13 protein-coding genes and 1 pseudogene are annotated in these 23,522 nt (G+C 46.4%); 7 read left to right on the top strand and 7 right to left on the bottom strand.

Annotated elements, in window-relative coordinates:
• Positions 1–59: 59 nt before the first annotated feature.
• Positions 60–6,668: a two-partner secretion domain-containing protein gene (locus NDI42_RS12890; RefSeq protein ID WP_190459257.1), complete on the bottom strand. Its 6,609-nt coding sequence runs from the start codon at positions 6,666–6,668 to the stop codon at positions 60–62.
• A gap of 302 nt (positions 6,669–6,970) precedes the next feature.
• On the opposite strand from NDI42_RS12890, the gene NDI42_RS12885 reads away from it, so the two are divergent.
• Positions 6,971–7,876, top strand: coding sequence for an ROK family protein (locus tag NDI42_RS12885; RefSeq protein ID WP_313931473.1), 906 nt, complete (start codon positions 6,971–6,973; stop codon positions 7,874–7,876).
• A 42-nt stretch (positions 7,877–7,918) separates the two neighbouring features.
• Here NDI42_RS12885 and NDI42_RS12880 read toward each other — a convergent pair whose 3' ends face one another.
• Both NDI42_RS12880 and pyrG read right to left on the bottom strand, forming a co-directional pair.
• Positions 7,919–8,338, bottom strand: coding sequence for a hypothetical protein (locus NDI42_RS12880; RefSeq protein WP_190422194.1), 420 nt, complete (start codon positions 8,336–8,338; stop codon positions 7,919–7,921).
• 118 nt (positions 8,339–8,456) lie between these two features.
• The gene (gene pyrG, locus NDI42_RS12875) at positions 8,457–10,136 is read right to left on the bottom strand and encodes a CTP synthase (protein ID WP_190459255.1); all 1,680 of its coding nucleotides are present in this window, start codon (positions 10,134–10,136) and stop codon (positions 8,457–8,459) included.
• Between the two features lie 495 nt (positions 10,137–10,631).
• Here pyrG and NDI42_RS12870 point away from each other — a divergent pair, with 495 nt between their 5' ends.
• Positions 10,632–11,177: a pyridoxamine 5'-phosphate oxidase family protein gene (locus NDI42_RS12870; RefSeq protein WP_190459253.1), complete on the top strand. Its 546-nt coding sequence runs from the start codon at positions 10,632–10,634 to the stop codon at positions 11,175–11,177.
• A gap of 65 nt (positions 11,178–11,242) precedes the next feature.
• Entirely contained in the window at positions 11,243–13,105 is a 1,863-nt protein-coding gene (locus NDI42_RS12865) for an N-acetylmuramoyl-L-alanine amidase family protein (protein ID WP_190459251.1), read from the top strand.
• A 793-nt stretch (positions 13,106–13,898) separates the two neighbouring features.
• Here the strand turns inward: NDI42_RS12865 and NDI42_RS12860 are convergent.
• From NDI42_RS12860 to NDI42_RS12845, 4 genes are all read right to left on the bottom strand, one after another.
• Complete coding sequence (locus tag NDI42_RS12860) at positions 13,899–14,693, bottom strand: Rpn family recombination-promoting nuclease/putative transposase (protein WP_190459249.1); 795 nt, start codon at positions 14,691–14,693, stop codon at positions 13,899–13,901.
• Between the two features lie 204 nt (positions 14,694–14,897).
• Entirely contained in the window at positions 14,898–17,012 is a 2,115-nt protein-coding gene (gene argZ / locus NDI42_RS12855; RefSeq protein ID WP_190459247.1) for a bifunctional arginine dihydrolase/ornithine cyclodeaminase, read from the bottom strand.
• 296 nt (positions 17,013–17,308) lie between these two features.
• On the bottom strand, positions 17,309–18,001 hold the full coding sequence (locus NDI42_RS12850) for a GDSL-type esterase/lipase family protein (RefSeq protein ID WP_190459245.1): 693 nt from the start codon (positions 17,999–18,001) through the stop codon (positions 17,309–17,311).
• 110 nt (positions 18,002–18,111) lie between these two features.
• On the bottom strand, positions 18,112–18,381 hold the full coding sequence (locus NDI42_RS12845) for a hypothetical protein (RefSeq protein WP_190459244.1): 270 nt from the start codon (positions 18,379–18,381) through the stop codon (positions 18,112–18,114).
• Between the two features lie 158 nt (positions 18,382–18,539).
• Here NDI42_RS12845 and NDI42_RS12840 point away from each other — a divergent pair, with 158 nt between their 5' ends.
• From NDI42_RS12840 to NDI42_RS12825, 4 genes and pseudogenes are all read left to right on the top strand, one after another.
• Positions 18,540–22,310, top strand: a complete 3,771-nt coding sequence (locus tag NDI42_RS12840; RefSeq protein WP_190459242.1) for a HEAT repeat domain-containing protein — start codon at positions 18,540–18,542, stop codon at positions 22,308–22,310.
• A 31-nt stretch (positions 22,311–22,341) separates the two neighbouring features.
• Positions 22,342–22,635, top strand: a complete 294-nt coding sequence (locus NDI42_RS12835) for a BrnT family toxin (protein ID WP_190459241.1) — start codon at positions 22,342–22,344, stop codon at positions 22,633–22,635.
• Positions 22,622–22,918, top strand: a complete 297-nt coding sequence (locus tag NDI42_RS12830) for a hypothetical protein (protein ID WP_190459240.1) — start codon at positions 22,622–22,624, stop codon at positions 22,916–22,918. Before NDI42_RS12835 ends, NDI42_RS12830 begins: the two co-directional genes overlap by 14 nt.
• A gap of 186 nt (positions 22,919–23,104) precedes the next feature.
• Positions 23,105–23,343: pseudogene (locus NDI42_RS12825) on the top strand (hypothetical protein).
• The last annotated feature ends 179 nt before the right edge of the window (positions 23,344–23,522 follow it).

Genomic DNA, 23,522 nt, shown 5'->3' with positions numbered 1-23,522 from the left:
CAGCCCAAGTTGATGAAACAGCCCTGCCTTAATTAGGGGCGAGGGCTGTTGGGGTGCTATTACTGACAACGCGGCAGATTTTGAGTTTCTGATATCTGTTGTTCTAGGCTTCCATCCATACACAATACGGGAGTGTTATCCGGCTGATTTTCTACCGATACAGGAGGTGGTGTTTCACCTTGTAAATCGGCGGAAAAGTCTGAGGTAGGCAGCGGATCGATGTTTTTGATGCCGCCTGTACCTGTCGCTGTACCTGTTGGTATATCTACCGTGACTGGGGTGGTGTAGGCGGTGTAGTCAAGGTCATCAAACCCGGCACCGCCATCAATGATGCCAGAGATTTGTACGGCATCGCTAAATTTGAAGGTGTCAGTCAGCTTACCACCAGTCAGGTTTTGGAAGTTGGAGAAGGTGACACCGTTAACTTCGCCGCTGTTGTTGCTGGTGAGGTTCCAGACGTTTTTGGTGTCCGTGGCGACTAGAGTGTTCTCGGTATTAGTACCGCCAACTGTGCCTTCAATGTTGCTGATGGTGCCGCCGACGGCTGTGGCTTTACGTGCGCCCATATCTACCGTGATTTTCGCGCTGTGGGTAGAGTAATCTAGGGTATCGGTGCCAGCGTTACCGTCGATGTTGTTGGCGATGGTTGCGCCCTCTTTTACCTTGAAGGTGTCAGATTCAGCGCCACCTGTGAGATTTTGGATGTTGGTGAAAGAATTACCATCATTAACATTGCCTGAGTTAGGGCCTTCCAGGTTCCAGTTATTGACGGTGTTGGCACCAACTAAGGTATTGTTGCCACCACCTCCATCGAGCTTGGCAACACTGCCATCAGTGCTAAGAGTGAAGGTGTCGGCGTCATTGCCGCCTGTGACATTTTCAAAGTTGGAGAAATTGAAGCCGTTCGCATTGCCTGAGTTGGTGCCTGTGATGTTCCAGTTGTTGGCGGTGTTGGTAGCGATAATGGTGTCGTTGTCAGCAGCGCTACCGATGCCATTTTCGACGTTGACTAAATTCTCTAAAGTCAGAGTGACGGCACTGGTGTTGGCGGAGTAATCTATGGTGTCGTTACCTGCACTGCCATCAATAATCGTGCCAGTAATCTTGGCGCGATCGCTAACTATGAAGTTGTCGGTATCGCTACCGCCTGTGAGTTTTTGGAAGCCACTGAAGGTGATGTCGCTGATATTGCCGGAATTAGTATCAGTGATATTCCAGCTATTGACGGTATTTGCACCAATCAGGTTGTTATCGCCAGAAGTTCCACCAATCAGGTTTTCAATACTGAGGATGGTGCCGCCAACGCCTGTGGCTGTTATTTGATTATTAATCCCCAGAGTCACCTCTACTGGACTGCTGTAGGCGGAGTAGTCGAGGGTGTCCTTTTTGTTAAGGCCATCAATGTTGCCACTTATGTAACTGCCTGAGTTGAATTTAAAAGTGTCATTGCTGTTACCACCTGTGAGGTTTTGGATATTGGTGTAAGCGTTGGCACTATTAACGTTTCCGGCATTGTTACCCGTAATATTCCAAGTGTTGACTTTGTTGGCACCAATAATGGTGTTGTTGCCAGCATTCCCGTCGATGCTGGATACATTGCCTCTATTGCCGAGGGTGAAGTTGTCGGTATCAGTGCCACCTGTGAGGTTCTCAAAATCTGAGAATTTGAAGCCGTTCACATCGCCTGAGTTGGTGGCAGTGATGTTCCAGTTGTTGGCGGTGTTAGTGGCGATAATTGTGTCACTGGCAGCACTACCAATAGCATTTTCGATGTTGACTAGATTTGCCAGAGTTAAAGTGGCAGGACTGGTGTTGGCGGAATAATCTATGGTGTCGTTGCCTGCACTGCCATCAATGATGCCAGCAATGTTGACACCGTTGTTTACCTTAAAGGTGTCAACATTGCTGCCGCCGATGACAGTTTGGATATTGCTGTAAGTGTTGGCACCATTGAGGCTTCCGGTGCTGTTACCTGTGATGTTCCAGGTGTTGTTGATATTGGCACCAATAATGGTGTTATTGCCAGCCGTGCCGTCAATAGTAACAACGCTGCCTTGAGGACTGAGGGTGAAGTTGTCGATGTCAGTGCCGCCTGTGAGGTTCTCAAAATCTGAGAATTTAAAGCCGTTTACATCGCCTGAGTTGGTGCCAGTGATGTTCCAGTTGTTGGCGGTGTTAGTGGCGATAATTGTGTCGCTGGCAGCACTACCAATAGCATTTTCAATGTTGACTAGATTTGCCAGAGTTAAAGTGGCAGGACTGGTGTTGGCGGAATAATCTATGGTGTCGTTACCTGCACTGCCATCAATGATGCCAGCAATGTTGACACCGTTGTTTACCTTAAAGGTGTCGGCTTCGCTGCCGCCGATGACAGTTTGGATATTGCTGTAAGTGTTGGCACCATTGAGGTTTCCGGTGTTGTTACCCGTAATGTTCCAGGTGTTGTTGATATTGGCACCAATAATGGTGTTGTTGCCAGCCGTGCCGTCAATAGTAACAACGCTGCCTTGAGGACTGAGGGTGAAGTTGTCGGTATCAGTGCCACCTTTGAGATTTTGGAAGCCACGGAAGTTGACACTACCGATATTGCCTGAGTTGATGTCTGTGATATTCCAGTTGTTGGCGGTATTGGCACCAATTACAGTGTTGTTACTTGTAGTGCCGCCAATTAGGGTTTCAATGTTGAAGACAGTGCCGCCAATGCCTGTGGCAGTGACTTGGTTTCCAGTTCCCAGGGTCACGGTGGCGGGACTACTATAAGCGGAGTAGTCAAGGGCATCGCTGCCGTTTAATCCGTTGATGTTGCCGCTGAAGAAACCACCATTATTTATCTTAAAGGTGTCGGTTTCGCTGCCGCCTGTGAGGGTTTGGATGTTGGCGTAAGTGTTGGCGCCATTGAGGTTTCCGGTGTTGTTACCTGTGATGTTCCAGGTGTTGTTGATATTGGCACCAATAATGGTGTTGTTGCCAGCATTACCGTTAATATTGACAACGCTGCCACCAGTACCAAGGTTGAAGTTATCGGTGTTACTGCCGCCTGTGAGATTTTGGAAACCACGGAAGTTGACACGACCGAGATTGCCTGAGTTGGTGTCTGTGATATTCCAGTTATTGACGGTGTTGGCACCAATCAAGTTGTTATTTGGAGTAGCGCCGCCAATCAGGGTTTCAATGTTAATAACAGTGCCACCAATGCCTGTGGCGGTGACTTGGTTTCCAGTTCCCAATCTCACGGTGACGGGATTACTATAAGCGGAGTAGTCAAGGGTGTCGATGGCGTTTAATCCGTTGATGTTGCCACTGATGGAACCACCGTTGTTTACCTTAAAGGTGTCGTCGAGGTTTCCGCCTGTAAGGTTCTCAATATTAGCGAAGCTGAAGCCGTTGGGGTAATTAAGGTTGCCAGCATTGGTGCCTGTGATGTTCCAGGTGTTGCTTCTGTTGGCAGCAACTAGGTTGGAACCTCCGACAACATTTACCGAGCCGTTAAAGGTGGCAGTGCTGTCTACGGTGATGGTGCCTGTACCAGCTGCCAGTCCGATGTTGATGCTGCTACCATCTTTCAAGGCGGCTAAATCGATATTATTCAGATTTAAGCTGGCATCGTTGCCGATTCCCCCGATGGTGATGTTTAGACTTGGTGTTAATGGTTGTAGGGCGATCGCGTTATTGCTGCTGACAGAATTTGCTCCACCAAGCAAATTAATTTCATCAGCGGTGAGAGTAATACCTGCGGGGGATGCGATAGTGCTGTTAACGTTAACAGTCTTGGCAAGTAGAGTAATTGAAGCATCGCCTGTACCTGCGATCGCACCTGTTGAGGTGATGGTGCTATTTCCTACTGGTGATTGAATCTTTACCGGATCGCTAAAGCTGTGGGAATTGATAGCGATCGCGCCTCTACCATTATCTCGTCCAATAATAATTTGAGAAAACCCGTTTTGCAGCCTGTTTAATTTAGCTGTGTCTAGATTTAAACGTGCATCGGCGGTAACATCACCGACAGTTATCCCCAAACCGGGAGTAAGCGGCTGTAACTGGACAACGCCCTTGCCCCCGATTTGGCTCGTCTCGTCGAATTGGATTTCATCAGATGTCAGCGTGATTTTACTACCTGTTCCAGGCTGGTTAATAAAAGAGTTGGTCTTCACGGCAATCCCTTCTAAACCATTGGCAGCAGTACCCGTCAAACTAATATTCCCTGTTCCGGTTGATTCCACCCGGCTAAAGGTACTAATTCTAACACCCTGATTTTCCTGAACTCCAGTCGCCGTACTTTGTCCAGTAATGGTGATATTTCCTTTTCCAGTTGAACGCACCGCGGTGTTGTTGAAAACAGAAACACCTATATTATTGCTTCCAGTCCCATTGACAATTCCTGTCAAGCTAATATTGCCATCCACCGACCTGATACTGGTGTTAGCAACGTTTATCCCGTTATTATCGTCTCCTCCAGTACCGCTAGTGCCTATTAAGGTAATACTCCCGGTTCCCGTTGCTTCCACGAAGCCACCGTCGATCAATGCAATGCCGTCATTGTTGTTATTAATCCCGGTATTGGAGCCTGTGCCTCTGAGTGTAATATTCCCTCTCCCGGTCGAACGCACCGCGCTGTTGTCGAGAATATAAATGCCCTGGTTGCTTTCTCCAGTTCCTTGACCAGTGCCAGTTAGGTTGATATTTCCATTAACCGAACTTACGCTGGAGCCTTCATCAAGCCATATTCCTCGATTGTCATCAATCCCAGCACCGCCAGTACCTATTAGGGTAATATTCCCCGCCCCTGTCGCTTCAAGTACGCTGCCTTTTTCCAGAAAGATGCCGATGTTGTCGCTACCACCAGGGCTTGCGGTACCAGTAATTGAAATGTTACCCGAACCAGAATTGATGGTTGATGCGAATATAGGCACATAACCGATGGCACTGCCTCCGAACGTCCCAGGAGCAATGGTAACGTTGCCGCCGTTGGTCAAAATTTTCGAGCCAGTTTCCATAAAAAACTGGGCATTTCCAACGTCTCGCTGGGCTGGGCTGGCATTTTCGTCATTAATCTTGGCGATAAAGTTGCCGCCCTTGAGGTCAATAACTCGATTGAAGTTGAGAATAATTGAACGCCCAGCTTGCAAGGTTAGACCTTTGCCTGGTGTTGTGGCGGTAATATTATCGTTAATGGTGATGTCATTATTTGCCTGCAAGGTGACATCGTTCAAATCAATTGCTGCCGAAAGGTTGGCTCCGCTGATAGTTGCTGTGCCATCCGGGATTGAGGTAAATAATTGTCCGGCAACTGGATCGAGGCCGTTGGCGCGAATCAGAATATTTTTGGGGTCGAGTAGCAGCGTTCCCTTCTCACCAGCGGCTGCTGTAGTATCGACAATCCCAGCAAATTCTAGATTGTTCTTACCGGATACTTCGACAAAGCCGCCATTGCCAGAATTTTTACCGCCACGGGCGCTGATGTTGCCCAAGAACCGAGTTGTCTCATTTGCCCACACGATGACACGACCAGCGTTACCATTTTGCAATGCCGAAGCATCGATCGCTGAGTCACTGCTGACAAATGTGCTGGAGGCATTTATGGCGCTTCCTTTGCCTTGATAATCTCCGCCAATCAGCACTGTACCGCCGCCAGTTGTGCCAGAAGCGTTGATATTGGCACCTATTAGCCCTACTTTTTCACCTAGCACCTGGACTGTGCCGCCAGTTGCTCCTGATACATTTAGGGAGCCAGAAGCGATCGCTAATGGTTTATGTGCGCCTCCGTCAATTGGTACTCTGGTTCCTGAAGCTGTCAGTACCAATTGGTTACTACTATCAACTGTCACTCCTGTCGCTGTACTGCCACCATCTCCCGTCAGCAACTGAGGTAGGGAAGCGGAAGTAATCCCATTTCCCCCAACGTCTGAAGGGTCAATCTCTAAACTTAGCAGATGTCCAGGTTTGGAAATTTTCACATTACTCGATCCAGGCACGCCGGCAATGGTGATATTTCCTCCTGGTGCTGTCAGCGCCCCGGTACTAATTACATTACCGCCAACTAAAGCCAGATTCTGCCCTGAACTAACTGTTAGATTCCCAACGTTAACAATGCTTCCAGGGACGCTAACATTAAAGGCAAAATCGCTCGGTGTTCCTACTAACTCAGAATAATTACTTGCGCCACTAGCATTTAACCAATTGTTATTACCAAAACCAATGCCTGTGGCGGTAGTAGCAGTGAAAGATGCGGGAACATTTAATTGTGCATTTGCGCCAAATATCATCCCGGCAGGATTAACTAAATAAAGATTAGAATTACCGCCACTTACCTGTATTAGCCCATTAATAATTGAGCGATCGCCTCCTGTTACCCGCCCCAAAATATTGCGGATACTGGGATTTGATAAAAAGTTGGCAATTTGTTCAGCTTGCACACCAAACTGACTAAAACTGTGAAATAGATTCTTGCCATCCCTGGAGAATGTACCGCCTGTGATATCGATGCGCGAAGCTTCTGGAGTTACAACCGTTCCCGTACCATCTGGTGCAGGTGTGATATTCTGAGCTTTGGCTTGATTTGACCAAAAACTAAAAATTAACAGCAAAAGTAAGTAATTTTTCCCTTTTTTGCTGTTTTTTGAGAACAAAGTAGATAGAAATAAGCTGAGGCAAATTCTTGCTGGCAGCATAACACCCTCTTTTAAAATAAGTGCTTATTGTATGAATTTTTTGAGAAATATTCATAGTCCTTACCGGAAAAAACTGCCCATAAATTAAATAATTCTCCAAAGCTTCATACAAATCCCCCCTTACTTCATCTTTACTTTACAATTGAGAGGAAAAATACACGTATTAATACCTGAAGTGGGGGCTCAGAAACTTCAAAATTAGTTACAAGTTAAAAGTTAGCTGGTTGAATATACGGATTGCCTCTCGGTAGGTAAAAGTTGCACATAGCGGCAATATAGTGGAATAAGATGAAATTTGGGATGTGAGAACGATTGTGGTGAATCGGGAAGTAATTGGTATCGATTTGGGGGGAACGGCGATTAAGTTGGGGAGATTCCGCGAGGATGGGACTTGCTTGCAGTCTTTTAGTGTGGCGACACCGCAACCTGCGACGCCGGAAGCGGTAATGGAAGCGATCGCATCCGCCATTTCCCGCCTCGATCCCCAAAAATGCGCGATCGCTATTGGTCTTGGCACCCCCGGCCCCGCCGATGCTGCTGGTAGAATTGCCAGAGTAGCGATTAATCTCACAAGTTGGCACGATGTTCCCCTGGCAGAATGGTTAGAGGCAAAAACTGGTTTACCGACAGTTCTTGCTAATGATGCCAACTGTGCTGGTCTAGGAGAAGCTTGGTTAGGGGCAGGTCGTCACTACCGCGATATGATTTTGCTGACACTGGGAACTGGTGTCGGTGGTGCGATTATTCTGGATGGTAAGCTGTTCGTCGGTAATCAAGGTGCTGCTGGCGAGTTGGGATTAATTACTTTGAACCCAGATGGCCCTGTGTGTAATAGTGGCAATCAAGGTTCTTTAGAACAATATTTATCAGTACCAGCTATTCGCCGCCGCACTGGATTAGAACCAGAGGAACTAGGTAAGTTGGCTTCTTCAGGCGACGCAGAGGCTTTGAAATTTTGGGAAAGCTACGGACGTGACTTGGGTGTTGGGTTGGCGAGTCTGATTTATGTTTTGACACCGCAAGCGATCGCAATTGGCGGCGGCGTTAGTGCGAGTGCAGAATTTTTCTTCCCAGCTGTTCTGGGAGAAATTGAACGGCGAGTGCTGCCTAGTTCTCGTGCTGGTTTGCAGCTGTTGAAAGCCGAGTTAGGCAACTCTGCTGGAATGGTGGGTGCGGCAAAACTGGCTTGGGGAAAAGCTAATTGCTAATTGCTTTTTTTGTTACTATTAGCCATTAGCTATTAGCCTTTTTTAAAGGAATGCGTGTCCAGTTTTCCGTTTAATGTAGTCGAGAATTTTCTCATAGGAATCTGGATCGCTTTGCTTATTGATAATGATAGGAATGGCACAATTAGGCAACCAAAACGTTATCCTACCGCTTTGAGAATAGGAAAAGCTACTGATACGGTTGAGATCGACTACATACTCATTGCGCTCATAAATAACTTTGATCCACGATGCCGCTATCGAATGGAAGCTTACCTGCTGCACATAGTCCATGACTTGTTGATAGCCATCCGCATTACTTTGCCGGTTGATAATAATCGGGATGGCACTATCAGGCAACCAAAACGTTACCTTACCGTTTTGGGTGCAAGCAAAAGCACTGATGCGGTCAAGATCAACTACATATTCATTTCGCTCATAACTAACTTTTATCCAATACGCCACAAGGCCTCCTCACATAAAGGTGAGTTTTGTCACTGACAACACTCTCCCATTCAAGCTCGCGCGCCAAAGCAGGACGTATTGCGATCGCAATACGTCCTGCTGTAACTTGAAGCAACAGTTAAGATACCTCAGCTGCTTGGAGGGTTGTCGCATCTTCCTTGGTCTGCTCTCTGGAGTCGTCAGGATGGGCAATTCCACGGTCAAGCTTACCTAACGCTGCTTGAATCAATCCCTGGAACAGGGGGTGAGGCGTATTGGGTCGAGAGCGGAATTCTGGGTGGAACTGGGTGGCAATAAAGAACGGATGGTTGGGTAGTTCTATGATTTCCACCAACCGACCATCAGGTGAGGTGCCACTAATTACATAACCTGATTCTAAGAACAGGTTGCGATAAGCATTGTTAAACTCATACCGATGTCTGTGCCGTTCGTAAACCACTTCATCTTGATAAAGGCCCAAAGCGAGAGTATTGGGTGTCAGGCGGCAGGGATATAAACCCAATCGCATTGTTCCTCCCAAATCTACGACATCTTGCTGTTCCGGTAACAAGTTAATTACTGGATTTGTTCCATTAGGATCAAACTCTGCACTGTTGGCATCTTCTAATCCGGCAAGGTGCCGCGCCCATTCTATTACAGAACATTGCATCCCCAAACACAACCCCAAGAAGGGAATCCGATGGGTTCTGGCGTACTCAATGGCGATAATTTTGCCATCGACACCCCGCGAACCAAAACCACCGGGGACGATGATGCCATTTACCCCGGCGAGGTATGGTTCGGCACCTTCTAATTCCAGGTTTTCGGCGCTGACCCAACGCACGTTAAGTTCGCAATCCATAGCGATCGCTGCATGGCGCAAAGCTTCCACTACTGAGAGATAGGCATCAGTTAGCCTTACATATTTGCCAACGATGGCAATCTCTACCTGATGAGTTGGATTATACAGACGATTGACGAGAGTTTGCCACTGGCTCAATTCGGGTTGGCGTTTTTCTAATTGCAGCAACTCCAGTGTCTGTTGCGCCAGTCCTTCCTGTTCTAAAATCAGCGGCACTTCATAGATACTCTTAGCATCAATCGCTGTAATGACGCTTTCTACGGGAACATCGCAGAATTCCGAGAGTTTTTCTTTCATTCCCGGTGCGAGTGGGCGATCGCATCTACAAACCAAAACATCTGGTTGTATCCCTATCGATCGCAATTCCTTTACAGAGTGCTGCGTCGGCTTAGTTTTCATCTCTCCCGCCGAAGGAATCCACGGCACCAGCGTTACGTGCATATATAGTACGTTGTGCCGTCCCACATCTTTGCGGATTTGGCGAATCGCTTCCAAAAATGGCAGCGATTCAATATCCCCCACCGTGCCACCAATCTCAGTAATCACCACATCAGGGTTAGTATTTCTTGCTACCCGCTGAATACGATCTTTAATCTCATTGGTAATATGGGGAATCACCTGCACCGTCCCCCCCATATAATCGCCGCGACGCTCTTTATTCAGCACCGCCTGATAAATAGATCCCGTCGTGACGCTATTCAGGCGAGACATCGACGTATCCGTGAAGCGTTCGTAGTGTCCTAAGTCTAGATCCGTCTCGGCACCATCTGCCGTTACGAAAACCTCGCCGTGCTGAAAAGGACTCATCGTTCCCGGATCGACGTTAATATACGGGTCTAGTTTCAAAATCGAAACTGAATAGTCACGCGACTTTAGCAATCGGCCTAAGCTTGCTGCTACAATCCCTTTGCCGATGCTAGAAACTACGCCCCCAGTAACAAAGACAAACTTAGTCATAAAATGCTAAAAAGAAGAGCCAGATCAGCAACCCACCCCGTTAATTGTGCCACAGAGTTAACGACTTGTTTGTCGGTAGCAATCAGTTGTCAGTGGTGAGAAATCCTGTTTTGGATAGCTGCATTGGCTTTTGTTGAATTTACCTTATCCTTTAGGAACGCGCAACGCTAGCTGCTACAAAGCTTTAAGTCGCTCAAAGGACTCGGAATAGGGACAAGTTCCAACTGAGTGGCGATCGCTACTATCCTAGAGTTGAAACCCTGTCTTATGTTATTCCAGAGTTTGCCTGCGATCGCTGCTAGGATTCTGGTAATGGCAGGTTTGCTGATTACCCCAAGCCAGAGGCTAGGATAGCATCTCTATTACAAGGTAACAAAAGTGCAACAGCTGACTGGTGAAATTTTCAACTACTGATAGCTGGTAATGCTTGGCGGTTTTAAAATTAATAAGGATTTGATAACTTTAATTGCTGCGTTATAGATTTGGTAATTATAAATGGCTAAATTTTACACTGAATTGAATCCATCATTAAGAGAGTTTATCGAAGAACAGAAAATCTTCTTTACAGCCACAGCACCAAAGGAAGGTCGGATTAATCTATCCCCAAAAGGAGTAGATACTTTCCGCTGTATTAATAATGTAACAGTGGCTTATCTTGATTTAACTGGTAGTGGCAACGAAACAGCGGCACATCTTAATGAAAATGGTCGAATGACAATTATGTTTTGCAGCTTTTCTGAAAAGCCGATGATTCTTCGTTTATACGGTCAGGGAAGAGTTATTTTACCCAGAGATAAAGAATGGGAACATTTTTATGCTTTTTTCACTCCCATCTTAGGGGAACGCCAAATAATGGTATTAAATATTAACTCTGTGCAAACATCTTGCGGTTATGGCGTACCACTTTATGAACTGCAAGAAGAAAGAAAAACTATTCGAGAATGGGCGGATAAAAAAGGAGAACAGGGTATATTTGAATATTGGCAAGCGAAGAATAAAAAAAGTATTGACGGACTAGAAACAAAACTTTTAGAAGATTGAGATATTAGTCATTTGCTAATGGAAAGACAATTAGCCATTAGCAATAAACTAGGGAAGAATGACAAATGAAAAACATCCTGGGAATTGCTGTATTAAGTTTGGTCATGGCAGCGCCAGCATCGGCGAAACAATCTCTCCACATTTCCTATCCTCCAACTAACCACAAAACCACATCTGACAAGATTTTCCTGATAGGGACGGCTCCACCGACAGGACAGGTTTTGGTGAATGGAAAGGCTATTGTACGAAGTAAAAAGGGGCATTTTGCGCCTAGCTTTGGGCTGAAGCCGGGAGAGAATTTATTGACGGTTCGATATCAGAATCAAGAAGTCAAAATAAAAGTCACGCGGACTTCAACACAGCCAACTCCACCGAAAGGATTGGGATTTGCGAAAGATTCTCTGACTCCAGCGGTGGATATTGCTAGACTGCCCGGAGAGCTAATTTGTTTTGGCGCGATTGCTCCGGAAAACGGCGATGTTTCTGTCATGCTGGGCGGTCAAACTATTCCCCTGATGGAACAGCCGCAGGTGGTACAATTACCAGCAAATTCGGCGGCGTTGACCGAACAAAATCAACCTTATGCTATTGCTGGAGCCGGACAATATCTAGGTTGTGCAGCAGCAGCAGCAGCAGCAGATTTAGGACATCCTCAATTTCAATTGACGATGAATCCGAAAACAGCAAATCCTGGTCTTCCCATTCCCCTTCCCCAAAAACCCCTACAGGTTACACAAAAGCCTGCCGAAAGCGACAAACCAAAACCGACTACTACAAAAACACCCGCTTCTACGACTCAGACTGGGCCTGGTAAGGTGCAGATTTTGAATCCAGCCAATCTAGAGGTTGCTTCTGTGATTGTTGATGCTGGTGTCGCCAGAACTGGGCCAAGTACAGATTATTCTCGCCTCACGCCGCTACCGAAAGGAACGCAAGCAACGGTTACAGGTAGAGAAGGGGAATGGGTGCGCTTAGACTATGGCGGTTGGATTAATAGTCAGGAAGTTCAAATTGTTAAAGGTGCAGTACCGCCGCGCACCTTCATTCGCAGTATCCGCGCGCGTCAGGTTCCCGGTGCGACAGAGGTGATTTTTCCCTTGCAAGTGCCAGTACCGCTAGTTGTGCAGCAAGGCGATCGCGCTTTGAGATTAACACTTTACAACACCACCGCCCAAACAGACATTATTCGCCTCGATCCCGATCCCGTGATTTCTCGCCTCGACTGGGAACAGGTAATGCCGGGAATGGTGCAATATACCTTTAATCTGAAACAAGCGCAGCAATGGGGTTATACAGTCAGATACGAGGGAACGAGTTTGGTGCTTTCTCTGCGCCATCCGCCTCGCTTGAGTTCTGCGTCCTCTAGCAAGCCTTTATCTGGGATCAAAATTCTTCTCGATCCCGGACATGGCGGTAAAGAATCGGGTGCGGCGGGGCCTACGGGTTATGCGGAAAAAGATGCCAATTTATATGTGTCGAAGCTGATCGCAAATCAGCTGATTGCACGGGGGGCTACTGTGTATCTTACCCGCGAGACGGATAAGGAATTGTCCTTGCCCCAACGGGCGGCGCTCATTGATGCAGTGAAACCCGCGATCGCGCTTTCCATCCATTACAATTCTCTTCCCGACGATGGCGATCCTCAAAACACCAAAGGATTCGGGACTTTTTGGTATCATCCCCAAGCTCAGGATTTAGCGGTATTTCTACATAACCACATAGTGCAGGAAGGGGGTCGTCCTTCCTATGGTGTTTTTTGGAATAATCTAGCGCTTGCTCGTCCCGCCTCCGCACCTTCAGTGTTGCTAGAACTCGGTTTTATGAGCAATCCAGAGGAATTTGAATGGATTACGAATCCCACCGAACAGCAGAGAATGGCGCAAGCAATCGCAAATGGCATTACTCAATGGTTCAAAGCGACTCGATGAATCCTCAGTAACCGACACAGCTGTAAGCGCTGGAATTGCTGGCAGCACTGGTGCTACTTGTAACACCTCCACGGCTTACACTACTCGAAGCACTGGCACTACTGGCAGCAGTTACACAATTCATCCCACCTCTCCTACTGAAACCACTAGCACTACTGGCAGCAGCACCTCCAGTATTAATGTTTCTATTAGGAATAGGAGGAGTATAGATTCTTCTATTAGGAATAGGAGGAGTATAAATTCTTCTATTAGGAATAGGAGTATTAGAGACACACAATTTGCTTAAATCAAGAGTTGATCCCGCCTGAGTTTGCATATAGCAATATGGTGTCTCAGGTCGGGACTTATTAACAGGGGCGGGAGTTTGAGTAAAACCAACCTTGCTTGGTAAAAAAACATAGGCTGCGGTCAAAGCTAAAGTTAAAGTAGAAAGCTTTAACATACAATAATATTCATAAAACTACCTCTTACATTTTTCTCTATTTTTATTAATTTTACTTCAGTAGAATCCCTCGATTGCCTACTTTAAATTCGTAGGTATTATCATTAATTTAAAATTAAAGTTTTGGTTAAATATTTTAATAATTACCAAAATTTACATAGAGCCAAATTTCAAGCATTTTATGAAGCACATATTTATTTATTAGCAAAGCGGGTTATGGCTGAAAAGCAGTGTAAAAAATAATCATGTCTGTTATAGGTGATACTAATGGGATAGCGAGATTTTAGTAAGCGATCGCGTTTGGGGGAGAATGCGAGCGCACCCTAAAATCTCGACTCATTTGGCATAACATTAATCGGAAGTTTGCCCAGAGGAAGATGCCTGTCTTACTTGTTCCTCTGTCAACCCCAAACCTTGAGCCACCTGTTCCACAGTCAACCCCATTGCCAGCAAGCGGGGAACTGATTCTAACTTGGCTTTCATTTCACCTTCTTCGAGGGCTTCTTGATAGATTCTCGTTTGCTTTAACTCACTAAATCCAAACATAGCTTCTAACTCCTGACGAGTCATTTCCGGCAACTTGTACAAGACTATTGTCTCTATCAATTCTATAATTTGCTTTCTCAGGGTTGCATCGGCAATTTCCTGTCCAGCTTTGTTTAATAGCTGTCTTGCCGTATCAATTGCTTTTTTTCTAGTTTCTACGATTAATTTCACCACCCCCACGCCAAGGGATTGTTCTGCCGCTTCCCCTAATTCATTTAGATATATCCGCCTAATTCGCGGACTTGTCAGTAACTCCCGATACTGTGACTTTACGCCTGGATCTTGGCTTCTAGTTTTAAACAGAACTACTCCCCGCCAATCGTTTGATTGTTCATATTGAGAAAGGTAGAGAAATGTTTCGCCAAAAAACCGCTGATAGAATCTGGTATCGCGTTGAAATTGTACTTCTACAAAGTAAATAGGTTGGTCGGGCAAATCTTCAGCAGGTAGAAATATACCATCGATGCGAAAGGCAGTTTGTTTGACTTCTACTGATTTGAATTCATAGGCATCACCTGTTGAGAGAGGTTGTCCGATGAGTTCAAAGAAGATGCCGGGAAACTTTTGAAATAGTTGATAGAAAATCGAGTCAGTTTTCACCAGTTTTAGAAATAAAGATGAGGAATAATATCAAATCCGGTTGATTGCCCGTAATTAAGAAGAACCCCACCTGTCCATCGCCTGCAAAGAGGGGTTGGGGGTGGGGTTCTTTTTTTATCAGCAATAAACCACATTTGATATAAAAAGACAAAAGAAGTCTTGATATTTTCCTTTTGCCTTTTTATTTCCCACCTTACAAGTAAATTAAACAGTGTGAACAGTTTGATAAGGACTCGTCAACTTATCCAACTGTTGCACTAACAAGCTGAGGAATAAACCCACATCGGTGACAACGCCGACAGATTCCACAGAACCGCGATCGCTTAACTTCGTCACCACTGCTGGGTTAATATCGACGCAGACCATCTTCACCCCAGCTGGGGTCATATTTCCGACACCGATGGAATGTAGCATAGACGACAGCATCAGAATCATGTCTGCGCCTTCCAACAACCGGGCATATTCTTCCTGCGCCTTAATCATATCCGTCTGAGTATCTGGCAAAGGGCCATCATCGCGGATGGAACCAGCTAGGGAGAACGGCACGCCAGCACGGACGCACTCGTATAAAACACCACTGGTAACAACACCTTGCTCAACCGCTTTCTCGATGCTGCCACAACGACGAATCATGTTAATTACCTTCAGGTGATGGCGGTGTCCGCCGCGCACAGAAACGCCGCGTTTCATATCCACACCAAGGGAGGTTCCCATCATTGACTGTTCGATGTCGTGGACTGCGATCGCATTTCCTCCTAGCAACGCCTGCACGTAACCTTGGCGAATTAGATGTGCCAAGTGTTCGCCGCCGCCAGTGTGAATCACAACAGGCCCAGCCGTCACAACCACTTTGCCGCCTTGATCCCGGACTTGGCGAAGTTCCCAAGCAACTTGCTCAACCACCAATTCTACGCGGCGTTCGCTGGAAACGCCAGCAGACATAAAGCTGAATTCCTGGGTATTTCGCACTTCCCGCGATTCTGTTTTACGCACGGTGCGGATACCGACGACATCGACAACTACGCGATCACCAACTTCTAAATCTCGCAGCAGCTTACACCGCGCCACGATCCCGTTGGAAGTTTCGGTAATCGCGATCGCGCCATCCATGCGCTGTCCCAGCACCTTGATCCATTCCCCATTTACCCGTACTTGTGTCGGATAAATAGTTGATACGTAGAAATCATCGGGAGCTACACCCGCTTGCAGGACTGGTTCCAGTTTCGCATCGCGCTCGTCTTGAGGCAGATCCACCGCACCCAAATCAATCAACTGCGATAAAATCGCTTCCATCACTTCGTGGGAAGGAGCCGACACCTTCACCTCAGCACTTGAGGTACTTTGTCGCTGTGCTCCCAGTTGGAAATTGAGAACCTGGAAACTACCCCCATTTTCCACAACTAAATCTAAAGCCCGGTTGATTAAGCCAGTGTCCAGCAAATGCCCTTCCATGCGAACCGTGCGGCTCTCTACGGAGACAGATTCATGAACTTCCGTTCGCACAGGTTCCGTCACCCGCAGCGTCAAGCACTTAGCTGCACCGCCTGCTTTCAAGAATTCCGTTAGCGGCGTTTCAATTACTTGGAAACCAACATCGGTAAGGCGTTTTTTCAGGCTTTCACTCGCCTTATTCATCACTACAACGCTGTCAATATTTACGGCGTTGCAGGCGAAATTCACAGCGTCCGCTTCTGCGATCGCAATTCGCTTCTCTGGCGCGACTCGCATTTCAATGACGCGGTTTGAGTAAGAATCAAACGCCGGGGGATAATACAGCAGATAGCCGCCATTCAAGGGACAAAAGCAGGTATCCAAGTGATAGAAGCGCTCATCCATCAGTCGCAGGGAAAGCACTTCGATATCCAACCACTTTGCTAGATACGGGTGCGAGTCGAGTTCCGAACGGAAACCGTACCCCGCCCACAGCCAGCGCCCTTCCCGATCCAGCAGCGCATCACCAGCACCTTCAAAGGGCAAGTCTTTGGGCAATTCATGCACGGTGCAGCCCTGCGACTCAAACCACTCTTTAAAGTATGGCTCTTCCCCTTGTCGCTCTTTGTGGAAGAAGCGACTGAGAACGACAGTATCTCCCAGCACTAGCCCAGCGTTGGCTGTGAACACCATATCAGGCACGCCGCGTTGGGGTTTAACTAAATCAACAATTGCATGGTCTTTGAGGACGTGGTGAAGCTTTTGCCACTGCTCGACGGCGCGATCGCGTGACGACTTGTGAATATTGCCCTCCATCCAGGGATTAATCACATAATCCACATCGTAATGATCGGGAGCGCACATCAAAAAGCGGATCGGGGAACTCATAAAAAAAATCTCAGGTGGATTAGATGCGAAATACTATTGGATACAGACTTTCCATGCTCCAATTCTGTCAATTTTGTTACAAAATTTTTGCCTTTGAGCTATGAAAGTCGGCTCCAGAGGCAACTACCTATTCTATTACTTTAGCGACTAAATAGGGGCTACTGGTTAAAAAAACTCATTGTTAAATTAAACCAAAAATAGAGAAACCCGGTTCTTCTAAAAAACCGGGTTTTCCTTGAGGAGAGCGAGTTGTAAGTTTAATTACACTGACCTAGTTAAGAGATGCCAATTATCAATTATTCATTACTTTTTCGATATTGCAATAAAGCGTTCGGAAAAGTAGCATCTGCTAATAATGGCTGTAAACCTTGGGCAACGCGAACCGCTAAAAGTTTCTGTCCGGCTGCGTTTGGATGAATAATATCCTGTTGGCGATATTGCGGATTATCGATTATTCCCTTCAGCACATCTGGAATTAAGTACGCTTGTGTATCTTTAGCAACGCGCTGGACAAGTTCGTTGTATTCATCTCTAGCTAACCCCAGCTCCGGTAAACTAAGGTTCATTCCCAACAACACAACAATTGCTTTTTGTTGTTGAATTGTTGTCACTATTTGCCGCAGATTCTGTTCTGTCTCAGTTTTGGGAATTCTTCCCAAGAAATCATTTCCACCTATTCCCACAATAACTATCCAAGGTTGGGCGGAAATCACATCTTTTTGCAAGCGACTAAGTGCCATTGCAGTTGTATCACCGCTGACACCGCGATTTACAATTGGTATACCCAACTGACGAGAGAGAACGCTGGGATAAGCTTCGGTTTGCGCTACGCCATATCCAGCGGTAATGCTATCGCCTAAAGCAATGATTTGCGTACCAGCACCAGCTTTAAGGTTTTTAACAGTTTCGGGTTGACTAGCGCAGCTGGTAACGGCGAAAAACGAAGCAAAGAGCATACTAAAGAACCAATACCATCGGCGGTGTTTCATTTTTGGGAGAGTGAGAAGCTATTTTGGCACTCTCTTAATTCTGCCAAATTCATCCAACCCGCAGGTTGAAACTTGGGGCTGTACAAACGAAGGATGCGATCGCGCTTCGTCTACTTGGCACTTTTTTGGGCGCGGTGGGCATCGATAATCAAACAGCCGCCTTGCGCCGTCATTTGAAAGATTACCAATGGCAAGGGAGTTCCCGACAAAATTGAGATAAGGCCTGTCACAACGATTATTCCGCCTTGCACCAGAAATAAAGCATCGCTAATTTCCTTAGAATTGACTGGCTGTAAAGGCAGAATAAGAGCAAGTAGGATTAAAGTCTGAAATTGGGAATTTTCAACTACGAGGAGATATTTAAACAGGTTGGTGGTCATTTGTGGAATTGCTGAACCCTACAATTCCACGAAAGCGAATCGACTAGAGAAACCGCCGAACTCTTAGGGACAGAGATTAAGTTACCCTTTCTGACCCTCATCCAACGGCTGAAGCCACCTAAGCTATTAATATCCGCAATTGCTCTTATCCGTTGACTATGGCTGAAATCCGCAATCGCAACAGCGTCCAGGTAAACGAGGCTGGAAAGCAGAAACTCATAGAGGTTAAGGCTGCTAAACGTAATTATGAGGACAAGCTTTGGAGGTATTTGGACATCGCTGAAGCCTCTAACGTGAGTGAAAAGACGGTTAAGCGGTTTTTTGCGGGACAATCTGTTGATTGTGATACTGCGATCGCGATCGCTAAATCCCTAAATTTAGAACTAGAAGAATTAATCGATCCGAAGTCAGATCCTCCACCTCCACCACCAGAAACCCGGATTGACTGGGGCGATATCTGCCACAAAATGCTGGAGGAACAGCTCAAGCGTTACCAATTCCGGCGACAGGCGACGGGTACGGGGTTGGGTCATGAGGTGGGTATCTATGTGCCATTGGGATTGGTGAAACCGACAACTCAGCCGCGACGGAGTGAGGAGTCTGGCCCATCTCCAGATGAGGGGAGTTCACAATATCAGCTGAATGAGAAGGAAATTGAGAAGCGGTTTGAAGCGGATGAGTTTCTCCGGGAGGTGATTGAGGCGGGGGAAGGCAAGACGATTGCAATTATTGGGGAACCGGGGGCGGGGAAAAGTACGTGGTTAGAGCAAATTGCGCGTCATCTCAAGGATTCAGAAAATGTTTCCCGGTTGCCGATTTGCATTCAGTTGGGGAGTTTGGATGGAAAAACCTTGGAAGAGTATTTACTTCAGGTTTGGCTGAAGGAGGTGCTGTCTCTTCAAGGAATGGTGGTATCAGCCCACATGCAAACTGAGTTGATGCAGTTATTTAATTCTCATCAGGTGTGGTTGCTGTTGGATGGGGTGGATGAAATACGGGGGAATACATCCACGGGGGCAAATTCGCCCCTACAAGGAATTGCAAATCAGCTGAGGGGTTGGGTGGCACAGGCGCAAACCCTGTTAACCTGTCGGCTGAATGTTTGGCAGGCGAACGATCGGGTAGTGCCGAATTGTGATACCTATCGCACCCTGGATTTTGACGATTCGCAGGTGGGGGAGTTTATTGGGGAGTGGTTTGCTAGGGCGGGGAAACGCCAGTTAGGGAAGCAGTTAGGTGAGAAGTTAGGGGAAACGGGGCGGGAACGGATTCGGGATTTGATTAGAAATCCTTTGCGGTTGGCGCTGTTGTGTCAAACCTGGGCGGTGAAGCAAGGGGAGTTGCCGAAGACGAAGGCGACGCTTTACCTGCGATTTCGAGAGGATTTCTATGAGTGGAAAAAAAACGAGTTTCCCATCGGCTGGCAGCAACGGCAGGATTTGAATGCAGCGTTAGGAAGGTTGGCAGTTGCGGCAATTGAGAATCAGACACCGCTGAGGGAATCGCTGGCATATCAGCTAATGGGGGAATGTCTGTTTGAGTTAGCGCGACAGATTGGTTGGCTGAATTTGGTGTACCGAGATGGGGAAACCGATGAACCTGTCTATGCGTTCTATCATCTGACGTTTCAGGAATATTTTGCAGCGCTGGCGATTGAGGATTGGCACTTTTTCTTGACTCATGAAAATGACAATCCTCAACCGTTACCGGGCAATATTTACCGCATTTTTGAGCCGCAGTGGAAGGAGGTGATTTTGCTATGGCTGGGGCGAGAGGATGTGGTAAAGCAGCAGAAAGAGAAGTTTATTCAGGCATTGGTAGAGTTTGAGGACGGGTGCGGAAATACAAATTTTTATGGAGATCGAGCCTATTTTCTAGCCTCATCTGGGGTTGTTGAGTTTCAGGATTGCCCTTGGGCAGATGAAATAGTAGCGCAAATCGTTAAGTGGGGCTTTGGTTATTTCAACATTGAAAAACAAGAGTGGCGGACATATCTCGATCCGAGTGCAGAGGCAGCGAGAGCATCGCTGTTGCAGACTAACCGGGGTATAGCCATTAATAAACTCATTAACTTATTGGAAACCACAGAATCTGAGGATACCCGTTGGAAGACTGCCTACAGTTTGGGGGAAATAGACCCAGGAAACGAAGTGGCAATTGCTGGGTTACTCCGGCTTATGGAAACGACTGAAAATAAGTTTACCCATAGGATGGCTGCCGAGAGTTTGGGAAAAATTGACCCAGGAAACGAAGTGGCAATTGCTGGGTTACTCCGGCTTCTGGAAACGACTGAAAATGAGTTTACCCGTTCGGAGGCTGCCGAGAGTTTGGGGGAAATTGACCCAGGAAACGAAGTGGCAATTGCTGGGTTACTCCGGCTTCTGGAAACGACTGAAAATGAGCTTACCCGTAGGATTGCTGCCGAGAGTTTGGGGAAAATTGACCCAGGAAACGAAGTGGCAATTGCTGGGTTACTCCGGCTTCTAGAAACCACTGAAGATGAGTCTATCCGTAGGATTGCTGCCGAGAGTTTGGGGAAAATTGACCCAGGAAACGAAGTGGCAATTGCTGGGTTACTCCGGCTTCTAGAAACCACTGAAGATGAGTTTACCCGTTCGGGAGCTGCCGAGAGTTTGGGGAAAATAGACCCAGGAAACGAAGTGGCAATTGCTGGGTTACTCCGGTTTCTGGAAACTACTGAAAATGAGTTTACCCGTATGATAGCTGCCGACAGTTTGGGAAAAATTGACCTAGGAAACGAAGTGGCAATTGCTGGGTTACTCCGGATCCTAGAAACCACTGAAGATGAGTTTACCCGTAGGACTGCTGCCAAGAGTTTGGGGAAAATTGACCCAGGAAACGAAGTGACAATTGCTGGATTACTTCAGGTTCTGGAAACCACTGAAGATGAGTTTACCTGTATGATAGCTGCCGACAGTTTGGGAAAAATTGACCCAGGAAACGAAGTGGCAATTGCTGGGTTACTCCGGATTCTAGAAACGACTGAAAATGAGTTTATCCGTTCGGGGGCTGCCGAGATTTTGGGGAAAATTGACCCAGGAAACGAAGTGGCAATTGCTGGGTTACTCAGGCTTCTGGAAACTACTGAAAATGGGTTTACCCGTAGGATGGCTGCCGAGATTTTGGGGAAAATTGACCCAGGAAACGAAGTGGCAATTGCTGGGTTACTCAGGCTTCTGGAAACTACTGAAAATGAGTTTACCCGTAGGATCGCTGCCGAGATTTTGGGGGAAATCTTACAAAACCACCAGATGCTCTCAGCTGTCTCAGATTTACGGCACTGTCTAACAGATGAAGTCTTTGAAAGCAATTCTGACCTCTACGAAAACTGCTACAAAGTTATCTGGCAGTGCGCTCAAACTCTGCCTTACCCAACCTTTTATCAAGCTTGGCATCATCCACTTATCACTCCCCATCCACAAGTTGCAGAAACTACCGAAGTTGGTTTCACTCCCTTCACCCAATGCCATAACTTGGCAGTATTACCCGAACTTCTTCACGCGGCCATTAACAACGATCCTCATCTTAGGGAAAAAGTACAACCCATTTGCATCGACGCCAGCAAATTCGATAACCCAGATAACCCCGCCTCGGAAATTTACGCCGAGATGGTAATGCAAGGCTGTCCCGAACGTCAAAATGGGGAACCGGAAACCATGCAGGCTCTCAAAGTTTATTGTCAGCTAAAATGCCAGGGAGTCTTCCTAATTTTTTACGAAGATACAAGTGGCGAACCACCCCAAGGCTTCAGCCAAACTTTCCTCACATCTCTGAGCAAATTTCATAACACGAGGAGAATTTGTGTAGTGAGCGAACAGCCTTGTAATCTCCAAACATTTTCCCCCAGTCAGCCGAATTTAGTTGCCGATATTGTAAGTTGGATTAGAGAGAAGATGATGGAAGAATAAAGCGCGATTAATATAACCGTCAAATTTATACATGGATATTATTTATCGATTGCAAGGCGTTGAATTTGAGTGGGATGAAAACAAGGCGCAAAGCAATATTGAAAAACATGATGTTACATTTGAAGAAGCCGCAGAGGTTTTCTTTGACCCTTTCTACCAAGTCGGTGACGCTACTGCTAATGAAGAACAGCGCGATTTCATCCTTGGATATTCTCTTTCTCAACGCCTCTTGTTCGTAGTTTATATAGAACGTGGTAGGCGAACGCGCCTAATTTCCGCCCGTCCCGCTACTCGCACTGAAAGGAAGTTATATGAAGATGCCTGAAGAAGAATTTGAACTCCATTTACGACCCCGTGCAGCAGAGACAGTATCTATAAAAATACCAACAGACACCTTGGAATCGCTCAAAAAAGTTGCAGCCAGTCGAGATATGTCTCTTGAAGCCTTACTTAAATTTTATATTGGGCAAAGTCTGCGGCAAGACTTAGCCAAAGCATTTTCCGACCGCCTGATTGAATCAACCGCTCAAGTTTTAGCGCGGCATATAGAATCAGAAGAAGAAGTTTTATTAATTCTGAGAGAAATTCGAGCTGAAACAACTCGTTAAGTTAAATGTAAGCAAAGTTGATAGTATATTTGTGTGAGCGATCGCTCAAATATTCCCTGGCAATCTTTCTTGCTCATTCAAGCTAATTTAGTTGCAAGAATCGAGGGTTAGATTAGAGAGAAGATGATGGAAGAGTAAGGCGCGATCGCTAACCTATTACAATAGTACCAGCGCTCTAAAAATATTATGACTACTAAATCAATTATTAACCCCTCATCCTTAGTATCCAAAGGTATCCAGATTAGTCAAGTAGATAACCTGAATCTCTTTAAGTTTACTGATGAGCTACAGTCTCGCATGGAAGAACTTTTGCAGAAAAAAAGGCTGACTTACTGACACCAGAAGAAGTAGCCGAATTAGCTGCAATATTAGAACTAGATAGAATTTTTACCTTGATAAACGCTAAAATTATCGCTCACGCATGACAATCAATAGACCTCTTGCATAAATGCCTTGAACTAAAGTTCAGGCTTAAAGCTAAAACCCGTTAAAACTGACATCTTGCACCATTCTCAAGAAGTGGGGTTGCAAAGCGGGTAAAAATCTGAAAAAAAGGGCGTAGAGAAAAATTCAAAAAATGGTCAATGCTAACCATCCTGAGTTA

This window comes from Funiculus sociatus GB2-C1 (assembly GCF_039962115.1).
In the GTDB taxonomy this organism is placed as follows: Bacteria; Cyanobacteriota; Cyanobacteriia; order Cyanobacteriales; family FACHB-T130; genus Funiculus; species Funiculus sociatus.
This window is presented reverse-complemented; position numbering and strand designations above follow the sequence as displayed.